Source organism: Clostridium tagluense, assembly GCF_003865095.1.
GTDB lineage: Bacteria > Bacillota > Clostridia > Clostridiales > Clostridiaceae > Clostridium_AD > Clostridium_AD tagluense.
This window is the reverse complement of the sequence record NZ_BHYK01000024.1, coordinates 1-21,256: the sequence shown is the minus strand read 5'-3', so window position 1 is coordinate 21,256 and position 21,256 is coordinate 1. Positions and strand designations below refer to the sequence as shown.

Annotated in this window: 20 protein-coding genes and 1 rRNA gene; 17 read left to right on the top strand and 4 right to left on the bottom strand. The window is 31.3% G+C overall.

Features of this window, described 5'->3' with window-relative positions:
• Positions 1-36 precede the first annotated feature (36 nt).
• From hisB to hisE, 6 genes are read left to right on the top strand one after another with little or no spacing between them, the layout of a single operon-like run.
• A complete protein-coding gene (hisB, locus tag Ctaglu_RS17920) occupies positions 37-627 on the top strand; it encodes an imidazoleglycerol-phosphate dehydratase HisB (protein ID WP_373861695.1) in 591 nt (196 codons plus the stop codon).
• An 11-nt stretch (positions 628-638) separates the two neighbouring features.
• Positions 639-1,241: an imidazole glycerol phosphate synthase subunit HisH gene (gene hisH / locus Ctaglu_RS17915; protein ID WP_125004223.1), complete on the top strand. Its 603-nt coding sequence runs from the start codon at positions 639-641 to the stop codon at positions 1,239-1,241.
• Complete coding sequence (gene hisA / locus Ctaglu_RS17910) at positions 1,241-1,972, top strand: 1-(5-phosphoribosyl)-5-[(5-phosphoribosylamino)methylideneamino]imidazole-4-carboxamide isomerase (RefSeq protein WP_125004221.1); 732 nt, start codon at positions 1,241-1,243, stop codon at positions 1,970-1,972. The genes hisH and hisA overlap by 1 nt, the downstream gene beginning before the upstream one ends.
• A complete protein-coding gene (hisF, locus tag Ctaglu_RS17905) occupies positions 1,962-2,723 on the top strand; it encodes an imidazole glycerol phosphate synthase subunit HisF (protein WP_125004219.1) in 762 nt (253 codons plus the stop codon). Before hisA ends, hisF begins: the two co-directional genes overlap by 11 nt.
• Before the next feature lie 43 nt (positions 2,724-2,766).
• Positions 2,767-3,132: a phosphoribosyl-AMP cyclohydrolase gene (gene hisI / locus Ctaglu_RS17900; RefSeq protein WP_125004217.1), complete on the top strand. Its 366-nt coding sequence runs from the start codon at positions 2,767-2,769 to the stop codon at positions 3,130-3,132.
• Positions 3,133-3,191: 59 nt separating this feature from the next.
• A complete protein-coding gene (gene hisE, locus Ctaglu_RS17895) occupies positions 3,192-3,527 on the top strand; it encodes a phosphoribosyl-ATP diphosphatase (protein ID WP_125004214.1) in 336 nt (111 codons plus the stop codon).
• A 152-nt stretch (positions 3,528-3,679) separates the two neighbouring features.
• Here hisE and Ctaglu_RS17890 read toward each other — a convergent pair whose 3' ends face one another.
• On the bottom strand, positions 3,680-5,707 hold the full coding sequence (locus tag Ctaglu_RS17890; protein WP_125004212.1) for a methyl-accepting chemotaxis protein: 2,028 nt from the start codon (positions 5,705-5,707) through the stop codon (positions 3,680-3,682).
• Positions 5,708-5,915: 208 nt separating this feature from the next.
• Positions 5,916-7,628, bottom strand: a complete 1,713-nt coding sequence (locus Ctaglu_RS17885) for a methyl-accepting chemotaxis protein (protein WP_125004210.1) — start codon at positions 7,626-7,628, stop codon at positions 5,916-5,918.
• A 411-nt stretch (positions 7,629-8,039) separates the two neighbouring features.
• Here Ctaglu_RS17885 and htpG point away from each other — a divergent pair, with 411 nt between their 5' ends.
• The 4 genes from htpG (at position 8,040) to Ctaglu_RS17860 (ending at position 12,214) form a co-directional block, all read left to right on the top strand.
• The gene (htpG, locus tag Ctaglu_RS17880) at positions 8,040-9,920 is read left to right on the top strand and encodes a molecular chaperone HtpG (protein WP_125004208.1); all 1,881 of its coding nucleotides are present in this window, start codon (positions 8,040-8,042) and stop codon (positions 9,918-9,920) included.
• 339 nt (positions 9,921-10,259) lie between these two features.
• Positions 10,260-11,060 carry a Cof-type HAD-IIB family hydrolase gene (locus Ctaglu_RS17870; RefSeq protein ID WP_125004203.1) on the top strand — a complete coding sequence of 267 codons (801 nt, stop codon included), beginning with the start codon at positions 10,260-10,262 and terminating at the stop codon, positions 11,058-11,060.
• A gap of 217 nt (positions 11,061-11,277) precedes the next feature.
• Positions 11,278-11,562 (top strand): putative quinol monooxygenase, encoded by a 285-nt coding sequence (locus Ctaglu_RS17865; RefSeq protein ID WP_125004318.1) that lies wholly within the window; start codon positions 11,278-11,280, stop codon positions 11,560-11,562.
• 16 nt (positions 11,563-11,578) lie between these two features.
• Complete coding sequence (locus tag Ctaglu_RS17860) at positions 11,579-12,214, top strand: flavodoxin family protein (protein ID WP_125004201.1); 636 nt, start codon at positions 11,579-11,581, stop codon at positions 12,212-12,214.
• A 111-nt stretch (positions 12,215-12,325) separates the two neighbouring features.
• Here the strand turns inward: Ctaglu_RS17860 and Ctaglu_RS17855 are convergent, their stop codons facing one another.
• Entirely contained in the window at positions 12,326-13,474 is a 1,149-nt protein-coding gene (locus Ctaglu_RS17855; RefSeq protein WP_125004199.1) for a double-cubane-cluster-containing anaerobic reductase, read from the bottom strand.
• A 453-nt stretch (positions 13,475-13,927) separates the two neighbouring features.
• Here Ctaglu_RS17855 and Ctaglu_RS17850 point away from each other — a divergent pair, with 453 nt between their 5' ends.
• The 4 genes from Ctaglu_RS17850 (at position 13,928) to Ctaglu_RS26270 (ending at position 17,441) form a co-directional block, all read left to right on the top strand.
• The gene (locus Ctaglu_RS17850; RefSeq protein ID WP_125004197.1) at positions 13,928-14,791 is read left to right on the top strand and encodes a response regulator; all 864 of its coding nucleotides are present in this window, start codon (positions 13,928-13,930) and stop codon (positions 14,789-14,791) included.
• Positions 14,782-15,240, top strand: a complete 459-nt coding sequence (locus tag Ctaglu_RS17845; RefSeq protein ID WP_125004195.1) for a chemotaxis protein CheX — start codon at positions 14,782-14,784, stop codon at positions 15,238-15,240. Before Ctaglu_RS17850 ends, Ctaglu_RS17845 begins: the two co-directional genes overlap by 10 nt.
• 208 nt (positions 15,241-15,448) lie before the next feature.
• On the top strand, positions 15,449-17,224 hold the full coding sequence (locus Ctaglu_RS17840) for a methyl-accepting chemotaxis protein (protein WP_125004193.1): 1,776 nt from the start codon (positions 15,449-15,451) through the stop codon (positions 17,222-17,224).
• Between the two features lie 82 nt (positions 17,225-17,306).
• Positions 17,307-17,441, top strand: coding sequence for a hypothetical protein (locus tag Ctaglu_RS26270; protein WP_267901299.1), 135 nt, complete (start codon positions 17,307-17,309; stop codon positions 17,439-17,441).
• A 35-nt stretch (positions 17,442-17,476) separates the two neighbouring features.
• Here Ctaglu_RS26270 and hydE read toward each other — a convergent pair whose 3' ends face one another.
• Positions 17,477-18,532: a [FeFe] hydrogenase H-cluster radical SAM maturase HydE gene (gene hydE / locus Ctaglu_RS17835; RefSeq protein ID WP_125004191.1), complete on the bottom strand. Its 1,056-nt coding sequence runs from the start codon at positions 18,530-18,532 to the stop codon at positions 17,477-17,479.
• Between the two features lie 326 nt (positions 18,533-18,858).
• Here hydE and Ctaglu_RS17830 point away from each other — a divergent pair, with 326 nt between their 5' ends.
• The 3 genes from Ctaglu_RS17830 to Ctaglu_RS17820 all read left to right on the top strand — a co-directional run.
• Positions 18,859-19,089 (top strand): glutaredoxin family protein, encoded by a 231-nt coding sequence (locus tag Ctaglu_RS17830; RefSeq protein ID WP_125004189.1) that lies wholly within the window; start codon positions 18,859-18,861, stop codon positions 19,087-19,089.
• 132 nt (positions 19,090-19,221) lie between these two features.
• Complete coding sequence (locus Ctaglu_RS17825; protein ID WP_125004187.1) at positions 19,222-20,550, top strand: IS3 family transposase; 1,329 nt, start codon at positions 19,222-19,224, stop codon at positions 20,548-20,550.
• Between the two features lie 357 nt (positions 20,551-20,907).
• Positions 20,908-21,256 (top strand): 16S ribosomal RNA (locus Ctaglu_RS17820); the annotation flags it as partial.

The window sequence follows — 21,256 nt, the reverse complement described above, 5'->3', positions numbered from 1 at the left end:
GGATTTCTATTTGCAATAATTGAAGGAGCGATGTATGTGATTTCAAGACAATCAAAAATTGAGAGAGAAAGTAGTGAAACAAAAATTGATATAAGTATAAACCTAGATGGATCTGGGAAGTATGAATGTAACACAGGCATAGGTTTCTTTGATCATATGTTATGTCTTTTTGCAAAACATGGACTTTTGGATTTATATGTGGCAGTAGCAGGGGATTTAAATGTTGATTCTCATCATACAATTGAAGATGTAGGTATTGTACTTGGTAGCGTCATAAAAGAGGCAATGAAGGGCAAAGAGGGGATAAAAAGATATGGAACCAGTTTTGTACCTATGGATGAAACATTGGCTACGGTGTCCCTGGATTTGAGTGGCAGAGCATACCTTGTATTTGAAGGGGATTTTACTGTTGACCTAATTGGGAGTTTTGATACAGAGATGGTTGAGGAGTTTTTTAGGGCCGTTGCAGTAAATGCTGGAATTACACTTCATGCAAGAGTGCTTTATGGTAAAAATAATCATCATATGGTGGAAGCACTATTTAAAGCTTTTGGAAAAGCGCTAAGTGAAGCCTTAACCTATGACGATCGAATAAAAGGCGTACTTTCTACAAAAGGATGTCTATAAGGAGGGATACTATGATAGCCATAGTGGATTACGGTGTTGGAAATTTGAAAAGTGTTCAAAATGCGCTTAAAGCAATAAATATTCCTTCAATAATATCTTCAGATAAGGAGGAAATCGCAAAGAGTAGAAGCATTATTGTTCCAGGTGTAGGTGCCTTTCCAGATGCAATGAAAAATCTAAGGGATAAGGGACTAGATGTAGTAATAAAAAGAGCGGCAGAAACAGGAAAACCAATACTTGGCATATGCCTTGGTATGCAACTTTTCTTTGAGGAAAGTGAAGAAATTGAAAGGTGCACGGGACTAGGACTTCTTAAAGGAACCGTTAAAAAATTAGAAGGTTCTATAAAAATTCCTCATATGGGTTGGAATGATTTATCTTTTGAAACTTATACAGCACTTCTGGAAGGTGTGGTAGAGCATAGTTATGTATATTTTGTTCATTCTTATTATGCAAAAGTCGGAGAAGATAATATAGTAAACGCATATACTATGTATGAAAAAAAGATACCTGCAATTGTAAGCAAGGGAAATATATTTGGCCTGCAGTTCCATCCAGAGAAAAGCGGAGAGGCTGGAATGAAATTACTTAAAAACTTTGGAGGGATAATGTAATGAAGATATTTCCTGCTATAGACGTGAAAAATGGAAAGTGTGTTAGGCTTTATCAGGGCGAATTCTCTTCATCGGAGGTAGTGGGGGAAAATCCACTGCAAACAGCCTTAAGCTTTGTAGAACAGGGAGCAGAATATATACATATGGTAGATTTGGATGGAGCTCTAAGTGGAACTATTGGAAATGCAAATAGTATAAATAGAGTTATAAAAAATATAAATATCCCTATACAGTTAGGTGGAGGGATAAGAAGTTTGGGTGCCATTGAAATACTTTTAGAAAAGGGTTTAAACAAAGTAATATTGGGTACAGCAGCTTTGAACAATCCGTCACTAGTAAAAGAAGCAGTGAAAAAATTTGGAGCTAAAATTGCCATTGGCATTGATGCAAGGGATGGGTATGTAGCAGTGGAGGGTTGGAAAACCAGTAGCAAAATAGAATATATAGATTTCGCAAAACAAATGGAAAATATAGGAGTAAAAACTATTATTTTTACAGATATAAGTAGGGATGGCACTTTGACTGGACCTAATTTAGAAGCAACAGGGAAGATAAATGAAGAGGTGTCTTGTAATATTATTGCATCTGGTGGTATGAAAGGCATTGAAGATATAAAAAAACTTGCGAAGATGAACATGTATGGAGCAATTATAGGAAAAGCACTTTACAGTGGGAATATATCTCTAGCAGAAGCAATCACTGAGGGAAGGGGGATTCCCTATGCTTACTAAGAGAATCATTCCTTGCCTAGATGTAACTATGGGAAGGGTAATGAAGGGAATCAATTTTATAAATTTAACAGATGTAGGAGACCCTGTAGAAATTGCAGAATTTTATAACAGTGAAGGGGCAGATGAAATTGTATTTCTAGATATAACAGCCACTCATGAGGGAAGAGAAACTATGCTTGATGTAGTGAGACGAACTGCTGAAAAGGTATTTATTCCCCTGACAGTAGGTGGAGGAATTAAGAGTATAGAGGATTTTAAAGAAACACTTAGAGCTGGAGCAGATAAAATATCTATAAACTCCGCTGCGATTCGAAATCCGAAGCTTATTTACGATGCAGCAGCTAAATTTGGAAGTCAATGTGTTGTGGTTGCTATAGATGGCAAAAAGAACGAAGACAGTTTAGGATGGCATGTAGTCATAAATGGTGGGCGAATAAATACGGGCCTGGATGCAGTAACCTGGGCCCAAAAGGTAGAAGAGTTAGGGGCAGGAGAAATACTCTTAACCAGTATGGATTGCGATGGAATGAAAAAAGGCTATGATATAGAGTTCATAAATGCAATTACGAGCAGTGTAAATATTCCTGTGATTGCTTCAGGTGGATGTGGGAAAATAGAGGACTTTTATGAGGTTTTTGAAAAAAGTGGAGCAGATGCAGCTCTTGCAGCTTCACTGTTTCATTACAAAGAACTATCTATAAAACAAGTAAAAGAATATCTTAAAAATAGTGGTGTAGAAATTAGGGTCTAGACACATGAAAGTAAATTAGTATACCGATTTGTTATTTATCTTAATGAGACTTAAAAAAATAAAGAAATGTGGTGAGCTTGTGAATGACATACTTGAAATTGAATTTAATAATGGACTAGTACCTGCAATAGTGCAGGAGTATATCACCGGAAAAGTTTTAATGCTTGCCTACATGAATGAGGAATCCTTCAAAAAAACTATTGAAACTGGAACAACTTGGTTCTTTAGTAGATCTAGAAATAAGTTGTGGAACAAAGGAGAAACATCAGGACATTTTCAATATGTAAAAAACATTAGCATTGATTGTGATGTAGATACAATTCTTATAGTAGTAGAGCAAATTGGAGTAGCTTGTCATACTGGAAGTAAAACTTGTTTTTACAGGGAAATTTGGAATAGTAAGGTATAGCTGGGCAGAAACAATATCAAAAATAAAGATGTTAAAATAAGCAGAGAAGGAGAATAAAAATGAATGAAATAAACGTAGTACAGGAACTTTATAAAATCATTGAAGAAAGAAAAGAAAATCCTATAGAAGGCTCTTACACAAGTTATCTTTTCGAAGAAGGTTTGGATAAAATCCTTAAAAAAATAGGAGAGGAAAGTGCAGAAGTTTTAATTAGTAGCAAGAACAATGACCCGAAAGAAGTGGTTTCAGAAATATCAGATTTATTATATCATACCCTAGTACTTATGGTGCTACAGGGTGTAAAAGTAGAGGATGTAGCTACCGAACTTGAAAAAAGGCGGGAAAAGATATGCAATAAAAAACAAAATAAGAAAGATATTGCAGGTATACACTAAAATAAAAGTTAAATTATCTAGCATTTAAATAATTTAATCTAAATAATAAGAATATTGTTAAAAAACACCCCAATACTTCAAAAGATATCTTTTGAAGTATTGGGGCGTTTCTAAAAAGCAAAGTTTTTTTAAAACTCAAATGTTCGACTATGCTAAGCATCTCCTGAAGTAAACTGATTTACAACATCATTTAATTCATAAATCATTTTCATTAATTTTTGCGATGTATCCGAAATTTGTTCAATAGATGCTGATTCTTTTTGAATAGATTCTGCTATTTCAAAGATATTTGTGGAGGATTGATCTGCAATCTCTTGAATTTGATCTATGTTATGATAAATTTTATTGGTATTTCCTTGTATTTTGGTTAATTTATCATTTGCACTGTCTAACTTATTTTTACTAATAATAGAAGCTTCTAATACATTTTGCATAAAGGCCTCTACTTCTTTTACAGCAGTTTCTCCTGTTTCCACATCTTCATTTCCATTTTGAATAGATGTAAGTGCTTTTTTTGTATTCTCTTGGGTTTTTCCTACCAAGTTCTTAATTCCATCCGCTGATTTTATAGATTCTTCCGCTAATTTTCTAACTTCATCTGCAACTACAGCAAAACCTTTTCCAGATTCTCCTGCTCGAGCTGCTTCAATAGAAGCATTTAGTGCTAATAAATTAGTTTGTCTTGCGATTCCATTTATAATTTCAACTATACTTCCTATTTCATTAGAAATAGATTCCAATGCATATATGGCATCAGAGCTTAAATTAACACTATGTCTAATTTTATCCATCTGTTTTGACATATATTGTATTTTTATATTACCTCCAGTAACTAGTTTGCTAGTTTCATCTGAATTGATAACAGCATACATAACCTCATCTTTTACTGTATTTATGTTTTCTATTACGTCTTTAATATGCTTTGTAATGTCACCAGTTTCTCTAACTTGAACTTTAGCACCTTCACTCATATTTTGAGCGGTTGCAGAGATTTCTTCAGAAAATGCTGTTGCACTTTCGAAAGCTACTATAATTTCGTTGGAATACTCTGATACAGAGGAGGTAGCTGTTTGTATTCTGTTAATCATTTTCTTTAAATTTAATATCATGTTATTAAAACTTGTAGCCAAAACTCCAACTTCATCATTATTTTGCACCATAATAACTTGCTCCAAATTGCCCTCAGAGATTTTTTTCGCTGTCTTTACCAAAGTTTGAATAGGACGAACCATATTGCGTATTAAAAATGAAAGACACAATGTGCCAATTATAAAGAATAATGCAGCAAGAGCTACTGCTTGCAAAATCATTTTTTTCTTTGCAATATTCAAATTTTCCATTGACAATCCAACATCCACGGCACCAATATGTTTACCATTTTGGTACAGAGGAATGGCTATATCATATGCCAGTATATTCGTACCAGGATATAAAAAAGTGTTTGTAAAGGTCTTCTCATCTACTGCCGCAGTTTTACTTCCAATGTCATCCAATACAATCCCAATTCTTTTAGGGTTACTATGGGCAAGTGATTTCAAATCTTTCCCAATGACGCAAGCATATACAACATTGGACTCCTTTGCAATTTCATTAACAATTGCTTGAATATGAATTTCGACTTTTGCTTTTTCTATTGCATCGGCGGATATTCCAACTTGTATTATACCGCCATTTTTCAAGCTGATTTCTCCATATTTATAGTATTTCTTGTCTGTTTTACTTTGCCTAACAGCTTCAATAATTTCTTTTTTTGTACCTTTGAATAATGGATCGGTGGGATGATTTTCTGGATAAGCCCAACCTAAATTTTCTGCTAAATTAGAATATAGTATTTTTCGATTTGGTCCAGTAACATCTATTTCTGCTACTCCTATTTTTTCCGCCAGTTCGGTTAGATATGCATTAGATATATTATTGTTTCCAGCCAAAGAATAGGCTACCGACTTTAATTTTTCGTCTAATTGTTGATCTAGAGCTACCACAGTTTTATTGCTCATTTCTATCTGGCGTTCAAACTGTTTTACCAAAGATAATCCATCTGCTTGCATGTTTCTTAGTAATTCTTTATTTATTGTGTAAACAGAAAGCACAGTTAACAATGAAAGTGAAATTAAAAGAATACCCGAAGTTATGATATTCGCCTTAAGTCCAATAGAAAAATTTTTCTTATCCTTTTTCATAAAGAGTCCCCCTTTTAATTTATCAGTATTTTTAGAATATTCTTTATTCTATCATTTCTTCCATAAAACATCAAGAATCTTTATATTATCTTAAAGTTTACTTAAGTGCGAATCCGTTTTAACTGTATTTTTACAAAAAACTCTAATTTTCTTCAAAAAAGCATTCATAGCCTCTGTAAGTTCTCCTAGATATTAGCAAAGTTCACACCTAAACTTTAAATTTAGATAAAATACTTAAAAGTTTATCTGAATTTTCTTTAGCAAATTTTGTTTCAGCTATTACTTCATTTGATTTTTTAACAACATCTGTAAGTTTATCTGTTATATTTACAGTACCCTGAGCACCTTCAGTTGCTGCACCGGTTATTCCATCAATTGTACTAACTATAACATCAATTGACTCTGAGAGTTCCAGTGTACTTGAGTTAAAATCATGGACTAAAGAATTTACAAAATTAGCATCAGTGCTATATTTATCTCCTGTGTCTACTAAAGATTCATAGTCCTTTAAAACCTTTGTATCCATAAAGTTTAATATTTCTATAGAACCATTTGAAAGATTAGAAACTGTTGATGTTACCGTACCTGTAACCTTTTGTATTTTTACTACTGTATTATTTGATTGTTCTGCTAATTGTCTTATTTCATCAGCAACTACTGAGAAACCTTTACCTGCTTCCCCTGCACGAGCTGCTTCAATAGCTGCGTTAAGTGCTAATAAATTAGTTTGAGCAGATATTTGAAGTATTATATCTGAAAGTACATTTATTTCCGCTACTATCTTTGACTCTTCAATTGCTTTTTCTAATTTAGTTTTTGTATTAAGATACATTTTATGAGTTTCTTGTTGTGAGGTTAGTGCACTATTTTTTAAGGCTACGGCTCTACCATTTATTTCTTTAGAAGATACTTCCCCATCTCTAGCTTTATTCGATAAAGAACCAACAACTAAATTAACTTCATTAACTGTTGCACTTATTTCTTCTGTAGATGCAGCGGTTTCTTCCATACCCGCAGCTAGTTCCTCAGTAGTAGCAAATACATCCTCTATTTGTACATTTAAATCAACCATATTCTTGCTAATCATATCTACGGTTTCAACTGTATACGCTGTAGTTTCATTTACTTCAATCATTATAGTTCTTAAATTCGCTAAAAACTTATTTATAGCAGTTGCAAGTATACCTAATTCATCTTTAGATGAAATTTTAATTTCTTGAGTTAAATCTCCACCTTTACTTGCCAATGTTTCCATTTCATTTTTCAAAATGTTTATAGGGTTAATAATGCTTCTTATTATTAAAGTCGCTCCAACTGCAGCCAGTAAAATTGATATTAAATTAATTACTATAAGGGTATTTCTAGAATTTGCATATGCAATATCACATTTAGCAGATACATCTTTTGCATCTTTATTATTATAGTCCACTAATTTTATAAGTGAATTACTTGCTGTATCAAAAGCTTGCTCACCTTCAATGTGCATTATTTTTACTGCTTCTTGTGTTTTTAATTGGGTACTTAATGCTATTACTTTTTTATGAATTTCTAAATATTTAGGCCATTCATTTTTTACTGTGTTATACATTTCCCTATCATCATTAGTTACAATAGTTTTTTCATATTCAATTAAGTTCTTATTTATTTGATTATTTTTTTCATCCATTGATTTTTCTATTTCCTTCATTTCTTCATTAGATGTAGCTATAATATGCTCAAACTCTAAAATTCTATAATTAGATGTCAAGGTATTAGCAGCACTTGAATACTGAATTCCTGGAATACTACTTGTTGCTATTAACGTTGACATATCATTCACATCTTTAAGGGTTTGCATTGAGTATATACCCGTGCCTAATACTACCATTAATAAAAATGTAAATGCTGAAATTAGTTTGTGTTTAATTGTTAATTTTTTCATTTGTTCCCCCTATATTTATATAATTTAGACAAAAATAGACTTTGGTTATGCCATTATATAATATTTCGTTGTAAATTAACGAAACTTTATAATTTGATTAATAATAAAATCATAAAATAATCGTTTATTCTACATAATATGCATAAATTATAAATTTCATCATTTGGATTTGAATAATAGGTATATTGATGATGTATATATGCACTTATAAAATAAGCAAAGTAAGTACCTGAAGATACAAAATGGGTAAAGGTAGGGAAGCTTAAAAATTGAAAAAGAGATATAAATGGTAAATAGTATATTGACAAATCATAAGAAATGGTGTATTTTATAAGTATAATTAGCACTCAATCATACTGAGTGCTAACAAATAAAAAACAAGAGGATTTGTTATGAAAGGGGATATTTTAATTGGAAAAGAAACAGTTTAAAACGGAGTCTAAAAGAATTCTGGATATGATGGTAAATTCAATATATACTCATAGGGATATTTTTTTAAGAGAACTTATTTCTAATTCAAGTGATGCTATTGACAAAATTTATTATAAGACATTGACAGATGAAACGCTAACTTTCGATAAAGAAAACTACTATATTACAATAGCAAGTGATAAGGAAAATAGGATATTAAAAATTTCTGATACAGGTATTGGAATGTCAGAAGATGAACTTAGTGATAATCTTGGAGTTATAGCTAAGAGTGGATCTTTGGCATTTAAAAAAGAAAATGAAATAAAAGATGGGTATGATATAATAGGACAGTTTGGAGTAGGATTTTATTCTGCGTTTATGGTAGCTGACAATATTACTGTTATAAGTAAAGTTTTAGGTAGTGATGAGGCGCACAAGTGGGAATCTAATGGTGCAGATGGTTATACAATAGAACCTTGCACAAAAGACTCTGTTGGTACAGAAATTACACTTAAGATAAAAGAAAATACAGAAGATGAAAACTTTGATGAATACCTTGAGGAACACGGAATAAAATCCATTATAAAGAAATATTCTGATTTTATTAGATATCCAATTAAAATGGAGGTAAGTGAATCAAGACTTAAAGAAGGTAGTGAAACAGAACATGAGGACTTTATGGTGGAAAAAACTGTAAATAGTATGGTTCCTATATGGAGAAAAAACAAAAGTGAACTTACAGATGAGGATTATAACAACTTTTATGCCGAAAAGCATTATGGTTTTGATAAACCAACAAAGCATATTCACATAAGTGTTGATGGAGCTATAAGTTATAACGCAATTTTGTATATCCCAGAAAAAACACCTTATGATTTCTATACAAAAGAATATGAAAAGGGCCTAGAGTTATATTCAAGCGGCGTCTTAATTATGAATAAGTGTGCAGATTTATTGCCTGATTATTTTAGTTTTGTAAAAGGAATAGTGGATTCAGAGGACTTGTCACTTAATATATCGAGAGAGGTATTACAGCATGATAGACAGCTGAAACTTATTGCTAAAAACATAAAAACTAAAATTAAGGGTGAGTTAGACAATTTATTGAAAAATGAAAGAGAAAAATATGATGAATTCTATAAATCTTTCGGAAGACAATTAAAGTATGGTATTTATAGCGATTTTGGAAGTAATAAAGAAGTTTTACAAGACTTATTACTATTCTATTCGTCAAAAGAGAAGAAAATGGTCACTTTAGATGAATATGTTTCTAGAATGCCAGAAGATCAGAAATACATTTATTATGCTGCAGGAGAATCAAACGAGCGAATAGAAAAATTACCACAAATTGAAATGGTATCAGATAAAGGATTTGAAATTCTATACTTTACGGATGATGTAGATGAATTTGCAATAAGAATGATAATGGCATATAAAGAAAAAGAGTTTAAATCTGTATCAAGTGGTGAATTAGGTATAGAAGCAGAAGAAAAAGAAGATGCTACTAAAACTGATGACAAAGAAAGTAAAGAATTATTTGAAAATATGAAAAAACTTTTATCAGATAAGGTTAAAGATGTTAGGGCATCAAAGAGACTTAAGAACTATCCAGTATGTTTATCAAATGATGGTGACCTTACAATAGAAATGGAAAAAGTATTAAATGCTATGCCTAACAGCGAAAATATAAAAGCAGACAAGGTTTTAGAAATAAATATAAACCATGATATGTTTAAAGCTCTTAAAGAGTCTTTTGAAAATGATAAAGATAAGTTTGGTTTGTATACAAATATATTATATAATCAAGCATTGCTTATCGAGGGACTTCCAATTAATGACCCAGTAGAATTTACAAACAATGTATGTAAGATAATGATATAATCAAGATACCTTTTTCATGAAAATCAAAAGGGTGTAATGAGCTATAAATGGACATTAGTTCGTTTATAGCTCATTTTTATGGTTTTTTAGTGGATCTAATTCTTCTGTTTTACATTGGGATCGGTTATTTACGTAGCAGGTGTAATATTATGGAGTAATTACAGCAAGAAAATCATTAATAAATTTAAAAAAAATGCATCAATGTGAAATATTACCTGAGAAAAATAGTGGAATAAGCATTGGTTATTCATTATTTCCTAGTGATGGAGTTATTTTTGAAGAATTAATAAAAATTGCAGATGAAAAAATGTATGAGGATAAACAAAGGAGAAAATAATTATGATAAAACTCATTGCAACTGATATGGATGGTACATTATTAAATGATAATGGAAATATAAACGAAAAAATATTTGATTTAATTAATATTCTGAATGAAAAGGATATAAAATTTGTAGCAGCCAGTGGTAGGTTTTACTCTCAACTGCAAAAAAACTTCGAAAAGGTAAATACGGATATGATATTCATTGCTCATAATGGAGCTCTTGTTAAGAACAACAAGGGGAAGGCGCTATATGAAAACATTATTAATAAAGAAGAAATAAACCATGTAATAGATTTAAATCCAGAATTAGGAGAGCAATTATTATTAGCAGGAGAGAATGAGGCATACATAGTAAATCCGTCAGAAGATATGTTGAATACATTTACACTGTTTGGCGTGCCTGCAGTAATATTAAAATCTTTTAGTGAAATAAAAAATCCAATATACAAAATTACTTATTATATGGCTAGTGGTGTAAATCCATCAATAGTCAATTATATGAAGGAAAATTTAAGTGATAAACTTGAATTTGTTGTATCTGGGGACAAGTGGGTAGATATAATGAATAAAGGGGTAAGCAAAGGAAATGCTATAAAAATACTTCAAGAAAAATTTAAGATAAATCAAAGCAACACAATGGTTTTTGGAGATTATTATAATGATTTGACTATGTTTAAGGCAGCACACTATAGTTATGCCATGGAGAATGCCCCAGAAGATGTTAAAAAGCATGCTAACTTTATTGCAGAAAGCAATAATGAAGATGGAGTCTATAATGTAATAGCTTCATCATTAATGAAGTTAGAGTGTAGTTAAATAAGTTTTATGTTGTTGAAATTTAATTTATATTGGGTTATAGCATCAATTTGATTGGAAAAAAATGTCGAAAATCTTGGTAAATGCAACAATTCATACCTTTTGGTAAGTTACCTTACAAAAAAGTGCGTACTTGTTACATATATTTTCATAGCGTATAATATTTAATGTAAGTGCTATTAATTTAGCAAAAAAACAAAGGAGTGTGGAAATTAAAATGATAACTATAGTTGCAAAAAATTCAATAAAACAGGGCAAAACAGAAGAATTCAAACTTTTAGCAGAAAAACTTATAAATGAAAGTAGAAAAGAAAGTGGGTGTATATCTTACAACTTATATGAGGATTCTAATAATTGTAATATATTAACCTTCATAGAAGAATGGGAAAATAGTGAAGCAATTAATCTTCATAATAACTCAGAACATTTTACTAGTATTGTACCGAAATTTGGAGATTTAAAACAAGGACAGTCAGAGGTGAATTTATATAAAAGGGTATAATTAGGAGGAATAATAAATGAAAGTTGTAGCATTTAACGGAAGTCCAAATAAAGAGGGAAATACTTATTTTGCAATAAAAATGGTTTTAAGTGAACTTGAAAAAGAAGGAATAGAAACAGAAATCATTCATGTAGGTAACAAGTCAATTAGAGGATGTATTGCCTGTAATAAATGTGCAAAAAATAAAGATGAGAAATGTGTGCTTCCAGGTGATGAGGTTAATGAGTGGATTCAAAAAATGAAGGGAGCAAATGGAATAATTTTAGGGTCCCCTGTGCATTATTCGTCCATGGGAGGAACTATGAAATCATTTTTAGATAGAGCTTTTTATGTTGCAGGTAATAATAATGGAATGTTAAGACATAAGGTTGGTGCATCTGTTGTTGCTGTAAGACGTGCAGGCGGGATTCCAACTTTTAATCAGCTAAATAATTTTATTAATTATTCGGAAATGTTAATGCCAACTTCAAATTATTGGAATGTAATTAATGGCACAAGACCAGGAGATGCATTGCAAGATGAAGAAGGTGCTCAAATTATGAGAGTACTAGGAAAAAATATGGCATGGCTTATGAAATTGGTTGAAAATGGAAAAGGAAATATTAAAGCACCAGAGAGAGAAGATAAAATATTCATGAATTTCATTCGTTAATATTCTATAATGATTGATGAGATTAGTAAGTTATATAATATTTTATACAACTAAAAAGAACTGCTTTAGATATGAGCAGTTCTTTTTAGTTTGTTTATATAAGTTTATAAATTATAGCATCTCAATAAATGCAGCAATTCTTGTTTTAAGTTGTCCTACATCATTTTGAGAATAATCTGTTTCTAAACTCATATATGGAGTATGTTTTTCTTCTTTCATAAATTTATTGATTGAATAACTTTCCACACTATAAGTATGACAGGCCTGTAGAATTACATCGATTACACCATCTACTTTGTATTCATCTACTAAAGTTGAAAGAGACCTTATTCTGCCGTCATTAGGACTCATACATGAACAAGGTATATTTAAATATTTTTTAGTAAGTGCATCTATTGGATCTATACTTTCATCTACTAATTCTTGATTTGCTTTTATTCCTGTACAGTTTTCATAACAAACAACTACACCATCATTTTCCTCTATGAGTTTAATGATTTTCTCAGTAGCCCCACCTAAAGGACAACCAGTAATTAATATCCTTTTTCTGCTTTCGCTTACCTTTTTATTTCCATTTTCATAATCTTCTTTTATATCTTGGGTGAACTTTGTAAGCGTTTTTATGTGGGCTTCCTTATCTGTTTTAAATGTAGCCCCATATAATACTTGAAGCATTTCGGTTCCAGTAATAGGAGGTGGGCACATTTTCCCTAGTTCATAAAAATCTATTAGTGCTTTTCTTTCTCTATTTCTAAGATTAATGGCTTCCTTAAGCTTTTCCTGCGTGATGTCTACTCCAAATTCACTTTCTAATCGCTCTTTAAATAAAATCATTTCATGTTTCCAAGCATTAAAGGCAGTCTCTCCCTTGTTAGTTTGAGGTAATTGCATTACGTGCATTGGTTTAATTTTTCCTAGATACTCATACATTTTTTTCTTTCCATCACAAGTAGTTTCTCCAACTATCATATCTGAAAAATAAAAATATGGACATTTATCTGTTAAACCAAAACCGTAGCTTGATTTAATAAGTGGACATAAATTTTTGGGAAGATGCTTTTCAGCTTCGGCAATAGGTTCGTCACTCATGCTACAAAGTGAAATAGGAATAGCACCGGCAGCCATAATAAGTTCCCAGGGACTGTATGTGCAATAAGTTCCTACTATTTTTTTTCCATCATCTTTTAAGTTTTTTACATCAACAAACCCCTTTTGTCTTGCTTCATTGAATTCATTGAATATTTTAGGTAAGTCATTCATAGTGTGTAATCCTCCTTAAATCATCATCTGCGATGCTGTAATATTAACGACTTCAGAAGGAGACTTTCCTTCTGAAGTCGTTAAAAGTCTCTAAAAGTTATTCTATAACACTTTAATTATAGAATTTCTATATTGTGAAGTCTAATAGGATTTTTATATTAATTAGCTGTTATCTATTTAAAATAACTATGCAGAAAAACTATTTTTGAGAAAACCACATACTATGGTGGAAATTTTTCGAAAATACTACTAAATGTGACTGTAAAAAAAAAATCTAGATTAATTTAGAATATTAAGTAAAATGATGGTGAATATTTGTGGTTTTTCGTGTATAATGTAATTAAAATAGATTTATATTACAAAAAAATACATATTTAGTTAATTAAAAGTTAAATAGTATTTATATTCATTTTTTTTAAAAAAATATATAATAAAACAAAGGTTGGTGTAAAAATGGGAAAAATTAAAATTGTGGTTGTAGATGATTCACCTTTTTCAATAAGTATCATTACTGAAATTTTAACGGAAAAGGGTTTTGAGGTAATTGGAAATGCTAGTTCACTACAAGAAACCATAGAAGTGGTTGAATCTAAAAGACCAGATTTGGTAACTATGGATATGACTATGCCAGGAACTGACGGATTAGAATGTACTAGAGCGATTCATAAAATAGACCCTAATATAAAAGTGATTATTGTTAGCTCAATGATGGATGATGAAATTGTAACGGAAGCTAGAGAAAATAAGGTGTCAGGATATGTTCAAAAACCTGTACAACCTGATGAAATTGCAACAGCGATACAAAGGGCCATGGTGGATGAAAAATTATTTGATGATTTAGAAGAAATATATTTTAATGTATTTAAAGAAGTATTTTCTGACAATATGAATAGAATAGTAAAAGAAGCTCCAGCTTTTGAAAAAGAAGTTACAGCAAATGGAACACAAGAGTCAAGAGGAATCTCTATTGTTGTGGGAATTATAGGAAAATATTGTGGTAGTATGATTGTCGATTTATCTTATGAAACTGCTGAGGCTATGACTAAGTGTGCCTTGAAAAGAGAAATGAAGAACACGGAAGAATCCTTAGCTATGATGGGTGAATTCGCTAATATTATTTCAGGAAATGCTTGCTCCTTATTAAATCGCAAAAATAGTGTTTTTGGGTTTAGGGTAGCTCCACCAACTATATTCCACGGAACTTCTCTGAATGTATCTAGAACAATACTTGATGCTAAATCCATAGTTGCACAAACGATTTTTGGAGAGATAAGTTTAAATGTAGGATTTAAAAGGGGGGCTAATGAATGGATGTAAATCTTGTAAATCCATTTATAGATTCATTTTTGAATGTAATGCCTCAGCTTGGGTTTAAAGAGGTTAAAAAACAGGGGGTTAGTGTTAAAGGAAAAAGTATTAAAAGTTTAGGGGTAATGATTATATTAGGTATAGTGGGGGATATTAAAGGAAATATTATTTATTCACTAACGGATGAAAGTGCAAAACAAATTGCATCCGTAATGATGATGGGTATGCCTGTTCCTGAACTAGATGATATGGCACAAAGTGCGTTATCAGAGCTTTCAAATATGCTCACTGCAAATGCTAGTACCAATTTTGCTGAAAATGGAACAACTATTAATATTTCAACCCCAACATTAATGCATGGAAGTGATTTTGAAGCAAAGATGAATACTGATGCAGTTTTATGTGTTAGCCTTATTGTTGACAATATTCCAATTGAAATTAATATTGCCTTCGATTAATGTTCAATAATAATAGATAAAATTAACTTAAATAAATATATATGAATGTATATATGCTTTTAATATAATATAGTATAAAACTAAAAATAATATTTGTTAGTATATAGGGGCTTTTAAAAAATAGAAATTATTCATATTTTTTAAAAGCCCCTTATTTAGTTACAATAGTAGACTAAAAAAGTAGATTAGACAGGGGGAGTGAGTTTAGATGAAAAAAATAGGTACTAAAATAATAGCTTTAAACACTTTAGTTGTACTATTAACAGCACTATTAATCGGAGGAATGGCAACCTATAGAATGTCCCTGATTAGTAAGAATTCGGTTACAACAATTGATGTAACTGTTAGGAAAGATTATGATGAAAAAATTAAAAACGGAGTAGAAAATGTTATAACTATGTTAGAGGGGATTAATAAAAAATATGAAGGTGGAGAAATCACATTAGAGAAAGCTAAAAAACTTGGTGCTGATTTAACACGTGAAATGAAATATGGTGAAAATGGATATTTTTGGATTGATACCGTTGAAGGAGTAAATGTAGTACTTCTTGGTGGGGAAGCTGAAGGTAAAAATAGATATGAGTTAAAGGACGTGAAAGGAAAATTTATAATTAAAGAAATTATTGCAAATGGGTTAAAAGACGGAGGTGGATACACAGATTATTGGTTTCCTAAAAAAGGGGAAGAAGTAGCATCCCCAAAGAGATCATATAGTAAAGTATTTAAAGCTTTTAATTGGGTTATTGGTACAGGAAATTATGTTGATGATATGGACAAATTTATTGCAGGTGAAAAGGCGAGTTTGCAAAAAAGTTTTTATGAAAGTGTAATTAATTTTATGATTTTAGTTATAATTGTTTTTGGATTATCTGTAATTATTTCATTTTATTTTAGTAAAAAAATATCTAATCCTATCTTGCTTATAAGTAAGCTGGTGGACAAGACCGCAAAGCTTGATTTAGCTTATGACAAAAGTTATGAAGGAATTTTAAAATACAAGGATGAAACAGGAATTATAGCACAATCCGTTGCTGATTTAAGGCGAGCACTTAGAGACATCACTACTAATTTGCGAGATAATTCTCGGGAAGTTCTTGAATATTCAAAAGGTATGGCTGTTGCTACGGATGAAACTGTCCAATCTATAGAAGCAGTATCCGTGGCAATTGAGGAACTAGCAAAGGGAGCAACAAATCAAGTACAAGATGCGCAAAGTGGTGCTAAGGATTTGTCGAATCTTGCAGAAGAAATTAATACTGCAGTGAAGAGTTCAGAGATTTTAAAGGATTATTCTAATGAGACTAAACTAGTAAATGCAGAGGGATTAAAATCTATGAAGGTGCTTACTGAAAGATTTAGGGAAAGTAACAAGTCTAATGAAGAAGTAGTAGAAAACATATCTGTGCTCCAAAATAAATCAAATTCCATCGGAGAAATTATAAGCACTATACAAGCTGTAGCAGAACAAACAAATCTTTTAGCATTAAATGCTGCTATAGAAGCAGCTAGAGCTGGAGAAGCTGGGAAGGGATTTGCAGTAGTTGCTGATGAGGTAAGAAAACTTGCAGAAAAAACCGCAGAAGCTACTAATGAAATTACAACTATGATTGGTGAAATCCAAAGGGAAATTAGCAAAGTAACAACAAATATAAATAAGGGGACGAATATCAATAAAGAAGCAAATTCATCCATGGAGCTGTCACAAAAATCTTTTGATAGTATTGAAAAATCTATTATTAATATGATTACTCAAATTGATACATTGGGTTCTAATATCAATAATGTAGATAAAAACAAAGATAAGGTATTACAATCTATAGAAGGAATGTCGGCAATATCAGAACAAACGGCAGCTTCAACGCAGGAAATAGCTGCATCTATGGAAGAACAAACTAGTGCTATGGAAGAAATATCAAATACTGCTGAAAATTTTGAGAAGATTGTAATTAAATTAGATGAAATAGTACAGAAGTTCAAACTATAATATGGAAAATTTTCAAATGTAAAAAGTATAGAATAAAAACTAGCCTTCTAGGATAATATAATCCTAGAAAGGGGAGTTTTTAATGCCAAATAAACCTACGAAAATGAATATACAGAATGATTTAAATAAGAGACATAATAAACCTGGAATTGTGGATGCAGAAGATGAACCAGTTAATAATAAGCCAATAAAAGATGCTAAAAAGACATTTAGCTAAAAAAAGAGCCCTAGGGCTCTTTTTTTATTGTAAAATCATTTATGTTCATGTATATTAGTTGGTTTATTTCCTCTAAATCCATAATTAGTTGAAACTTTTCTTCCAATACTGGTAATTTTACCTGTTATACATCCGCGACAATGAGCAGGAGTGTCTCCAGTACATATTTTACCTGGATATAGAGCATATTGTTTTCTATATTCGCCTTCTGTAACATTAGGCATAACAACATTGGCGCCACTTTGTAGGGCCATTAGTCTCCCGTTTTTATTTAGGGACTCCATAGCCGTTGTTGCAGGTATATTAATGTCTGGTAGTAGCAAACGTGTTATAGACATAACTTTAAGTGCCATAGTTAACTCCTTACCTTTAGCGTTTGCAAGGGGGGTGTCTTCATTTGGAATAAAAGGCCCTATGCCTAACATGTCAGCATCAATTTCTTTGAAAAATAATATATCATCTGCATAGGATTCTATAGTTTGGTTTGGAAGTCCAACCATAACACCTGTTCCAACTTCAAAGCCTAATTCTTTTAATATTTTTAAGCAATTCAGTCTGCTTTCATGACTCATACCTGGATCTAGCTTTTCATATAGTTCTTTGTCTGTTGTTTCAATCCTTAGAAGATATCTATCAGCACCAGCAGCTCTAAAAGCCTTATATTCATCAAAAGTTTTTTCACCTATACTCAAAGTTAGGGCTAAACCTAAATCTTTTATTCCTTTTATTATTCTTACAATTTTATCACTGGTGTAATAATTATCTTCACCACCTTGAAGGACTATGGTTTTATAACCAAAGGATTTAGCTTTAGTGGCAAAGTCCAAAATTTGTTCCTCTGTTAATCTATATCTAATTATTTTTTTATTATCGCGGCGAAGTCCGCAGTAAAAACAATTGCGCTTACATATATTAGTAAATTCAATAAGACCTCTAAGGTGAACGTCATCACCTAAGTATTTTTTTCTAACTTCATCAGCCGCGTTAAATAGTTCTTGGTCTGCATCATTGCTCTCTAAAAGAGAGATGATTTCCTGTTTGTTTAATATATGCTGCGTTTTTGCTTTATTTATGATTTCTAATAATTTCATTATTATCTGGCACCCCCTAGTATTCATCTGAGGAGAATAAAAGTTATAAACTCTTATTTCCTTTCAGTTATCTGGAGTATAAAACAATTAACAATTATTTTTCCTCCTAAGACATAGTGTTAGAACTATCATAGTATTATTGAAAATATATGTAAAGATAAAACAGAAAAAAATTATAATATATTATTAAATTTAGAAGCATACTAATAAAACAAATTAATAAATAATTATTATTGACTTAGTAAAGGAAAGATGTTATTATTAAATCATAGTTTAATTGCATACGATTTAAGTTATAGCAATTGAAAGTAAAGGAGAGATTATTTATGAATAAAGTTGAGATTTATACAAGTAGTAGTTGTGGATTTTGTCATATGGCTATGGAGTTTTTTAAAGAAAACAATATTGATTATATTGAGCATAATATCTCTGAAGATTTAGAAGCAAAAAAGGCACTTATAAAAAAAGGATATAGATCTGTTCCGGTAATAAATATAAATGGAGAAGAAATGATGGGTTTTGATAAAGAAAAAGTGGCTGCTATGCTAAGTTTATAAAAGCAAAGGGCTGTAAAATATAAAAAGAAGCTAAGACATATAATGGTACCTATAAGAAGGACACTTGAAAAAAAGTGTTTGGACTATAGGTACTTTTTTTGTATAATTTATATATAGATAGGATGGTGGCAAATGAGTAAGATTTTATTTACCCCAAAAGATATTATAAAGCTTAAAAATAATAAAAATGTCAAAAGGGTTAGTGAATATGCAATCACATATAATTATGAATTTAAAATATTATTTATAGATGAATATATAGTTGGAAAACTACCAAGACAGATTTTTGAGGAAAATGGATTCGATATAAACATAATAGGGTATAAAAGAATTGAACAATCATCACAAAGGTGGAGAGCGGCATATAAGAAAGATGGAATTATAGGCTTAGAAGATACTAGGAAAACTGCGAGCGGGAGACCATGCTCTACCGAGCTCACTAAGGAAGAAATAATAGAAAGGCAAGAAGCAAAAATAAAATTACTTGAGGCACAGGTAGAACTGTTAAAAAAATTAGACGCGAAAGAAAGGATGGTGGTACAAAAAAATAACAAAATTAGATCTAGTGATGTTTTTAAAATTATTAAAGAAATTATTGATAAATATAGCTTTAAAAATGTAATTGGATACTTATGCAAATTATCAGGAGTATCTAGATCTGGATACTACAATTTTATTGCCTCAAAAGATATACGAATAGAGAGCGAACAGCATGATTTAGAACATAGAGATTTAATATTGAAGGTGTTTAATAGAAGAGGTTATAAGAAAGGCTCTAGATCTATTAAAATGATTTTGGAGAATGAATTTAATATTGTATATAGTTTAAAACGTATCCGTAGGATTATGAATAAATACGAAATAATATGTCCTCACAGAAGGCCCAATCCATATAGAAAAATTGCTAAGGCAACAAAAGAACATCGCGTAGTGAAAAATATTCTAAATCGTGAATTTAAGCAGGCTACGCCAGGAAAGGTCCTGCTTACTGATATAACATATTTACCATATGGTAATAGTAAGATGGCTTACTTGTCAACAGTTAAGGACTCTTCAACAAATGAGATATTAGCATATCAAACTTCCGATAGAATAACACTTGATATAGCCTTAGATACAATAAAGAAGCTAGTTAAGACTAGGCGTGTAACATTAACAAAAGATGCCTTTATTCATTCAGACCAAGGTAGTCATTATACAAGCCCAACATTTCAAAAGCTACTAAACAAACACAACTTATCACAGTCAATGTCACGTAGAGGTAACTGTTGGGACAACGCTCCTCAGGAATCATTTTTTGGACATATGAAAGACGAGATAGATCTAAAATCCTGCACTACACTTAAAGCTGTTAAGAAAATGATAGATAACTATATTACATATTATAATAATTACAGGTATCAATGGAACCTAAAAAAAATGACTCCTGTACAATACAGAAATCATCTCTTGGCTTGTTAGCACCTTTTTTTATAGTGTCCTTGACATAGGTACCATTTTAACATTAGCTTCTTTTTACTTGTAAAAATCTAAAAGCTAATAAAAACGTTGACATATGCAATGTTAACTGATACAATATAAAGAGTAGTCACTCAGTGGCGAATAAATATTTTTAAATTGGTCTTTGAAAATTAAACAGAGAAATAGGTAAAATAGCGAAATAGTATTTCGCTTGACCAGTTAATTACTTTAGATAAAAAAGTAATTTTAGTCGTAAGACTAAGAAGTATGTAATGAGCTTGCGAATCAACGTAATGTTGATTAAACGACTTAACAGTTGTCGCAGATTATTCATTTCAAATAAAAAGTGTAAACTTTTAAATTGAGAGTTTGATCCTGGCTCAGGACGAACGCTGGCGGCGTGCCTAACACATGCAAGTCGAGCGATGAAACCCTTCGGGGTGGATTAGCGGCGGACGGGTGAGTAACACGTGGGTAACCTGCCTCAAAGAGGGGAATAGCCTCCCGAAAGGGAGATTAATACCGCATAATATGTTTTGATCGCATGATTGAAACATCAAAGGATTTTTCTTTTAGAGAATTCCACTTTGAGATGGACCCGCGGCGCATTAGCTAGTTGGTGAGGTAACGGCCCACCAAGGCAACGATGCGTAGCCGACCTGAGAGGGTGATCGGCCACATTGGAACTGAGACACGGTCCAGACTC

Bases quoted from the DNA above. Each gene is read 5' to 3' on its own strand.
- hisH (WP_125004223.1), top strand. From the start codon at position 639: ATGATAGCCATAGTGGATTACGGTGTTGGAAATTTGAAAAGTGTTCAA.
- hisA (WP_125004221.1), top strand. From the start codon at position 1,241: ATGAAGATATTTCCTGCTATAGACGTGAAAAATGGAAAGTGTGTTAGG.
- hisF (WP_125004219.1), top strand. From the start codon at position 1,962: ATGCTTACTAAGAGAATCATTCCTTGCCTAGATGTAACTATGGGAAGG.
- hisI (WP_125004217.1), top strand. From the start codon at position 2,767: ATGAGACTTAAAAAAATAAAGAAATGTGGTGAGCTTGTGAATGACATA.
- hisE (WP_125004214.1), top strand. From the start codon at position 3,192: ATGAATGAAATAAACGTAGTACAGGAACTTTATAAAATCATTGAAGAA.
- Ctaglu_RS17890 (WP_125004212.1), bottom strand. From the start codon at position 5,707: ATGAAAAAGGATAAGAAAAATTTTTCTATTGGACTTAAGGCGAATATC.
- Ctaglu_RS17885 (WP_125004210.1), bottom strand. From the start codon at position 7,628: ATGAAAAAATTAACAATTAAACACAAACTAATTTCAGCATTTACATTT.
- Ctaglu_RS17870 (WP_125004203.1), top strand. From the start codon at position 10,260: ATGATAAAACTCATTGCAACTGATATGGATGGTACATTATTAAATGAT.
- Ctaglu_RS17865 (WP_125004318.1), top strand. From the start codon at position 11,278: ATGATAACTATAGTTGCAAAAAATTCAATAAAACAGGGCAAAACAGAA.
- Ctaglu_RS17860 (WP_125004201.1), top strand. From the start codon at position 11,579: ATGAAAGTTGTAGCATTTAACGGAAGTCCAAATAAAGAGGGAAATACT.
- Ctaglu_RS17855 (WP_125004199.1), bottom strand. From the start codon at position 13,474: ATGAATGACTTACCTAAAATATTCAATGAATTCAATGAAGCAAGACAA.
- Ctaglu_RS17850 (WP_125004197.1), top strand. From the start codon at position 13,928: ATGGGAAAAATTAAAATTGTGGTTGTAGATGATTCACCTTTTTCAATA.
- Ctaglu_RS17845 (WP_125004195.1), top strand. From the start codon at position 14,782: ATGGATGTAAATCTTGTAAATCCATTTATAGATTCATTTTTGAATGTA.
- Ctaglu_RS17840 (WP_125004193.1), top strand. From the start codon at position 15,449: ATGAAAAAAATAGGTACTAAAATAATAGCTTTAAACACTTTAGTTGTA.
- Ctaglu_RS26270 (WP_267901299.1), top strand. From the start codon at position 17,307: ATGCCAAATAAACCTACGAAAATGAATATACAGAATGATTTAAATAAG.
- hydE (WP_125004191.1), bottom strand. From the start codon at position 18,532: ATGAAATTATTAGAAATCATAAATAAAGCAAAAACGCAGCATATATTA.
- Ctaglu_RS17830 (WP_125004189.1), top strand. From the start codon at position 18,859: ATGAATAAAGTTGAGATTTATACAAGTAGTAGTTGTGGATTTTGTCAT.
- Ctaglu_RS17825 (WP_125004187.1), top strand. From the start codon at position 19,222: ATGAGTAAGATTTTATTTACCCCAAAAGATATTATAAAGCTTAAAAAT.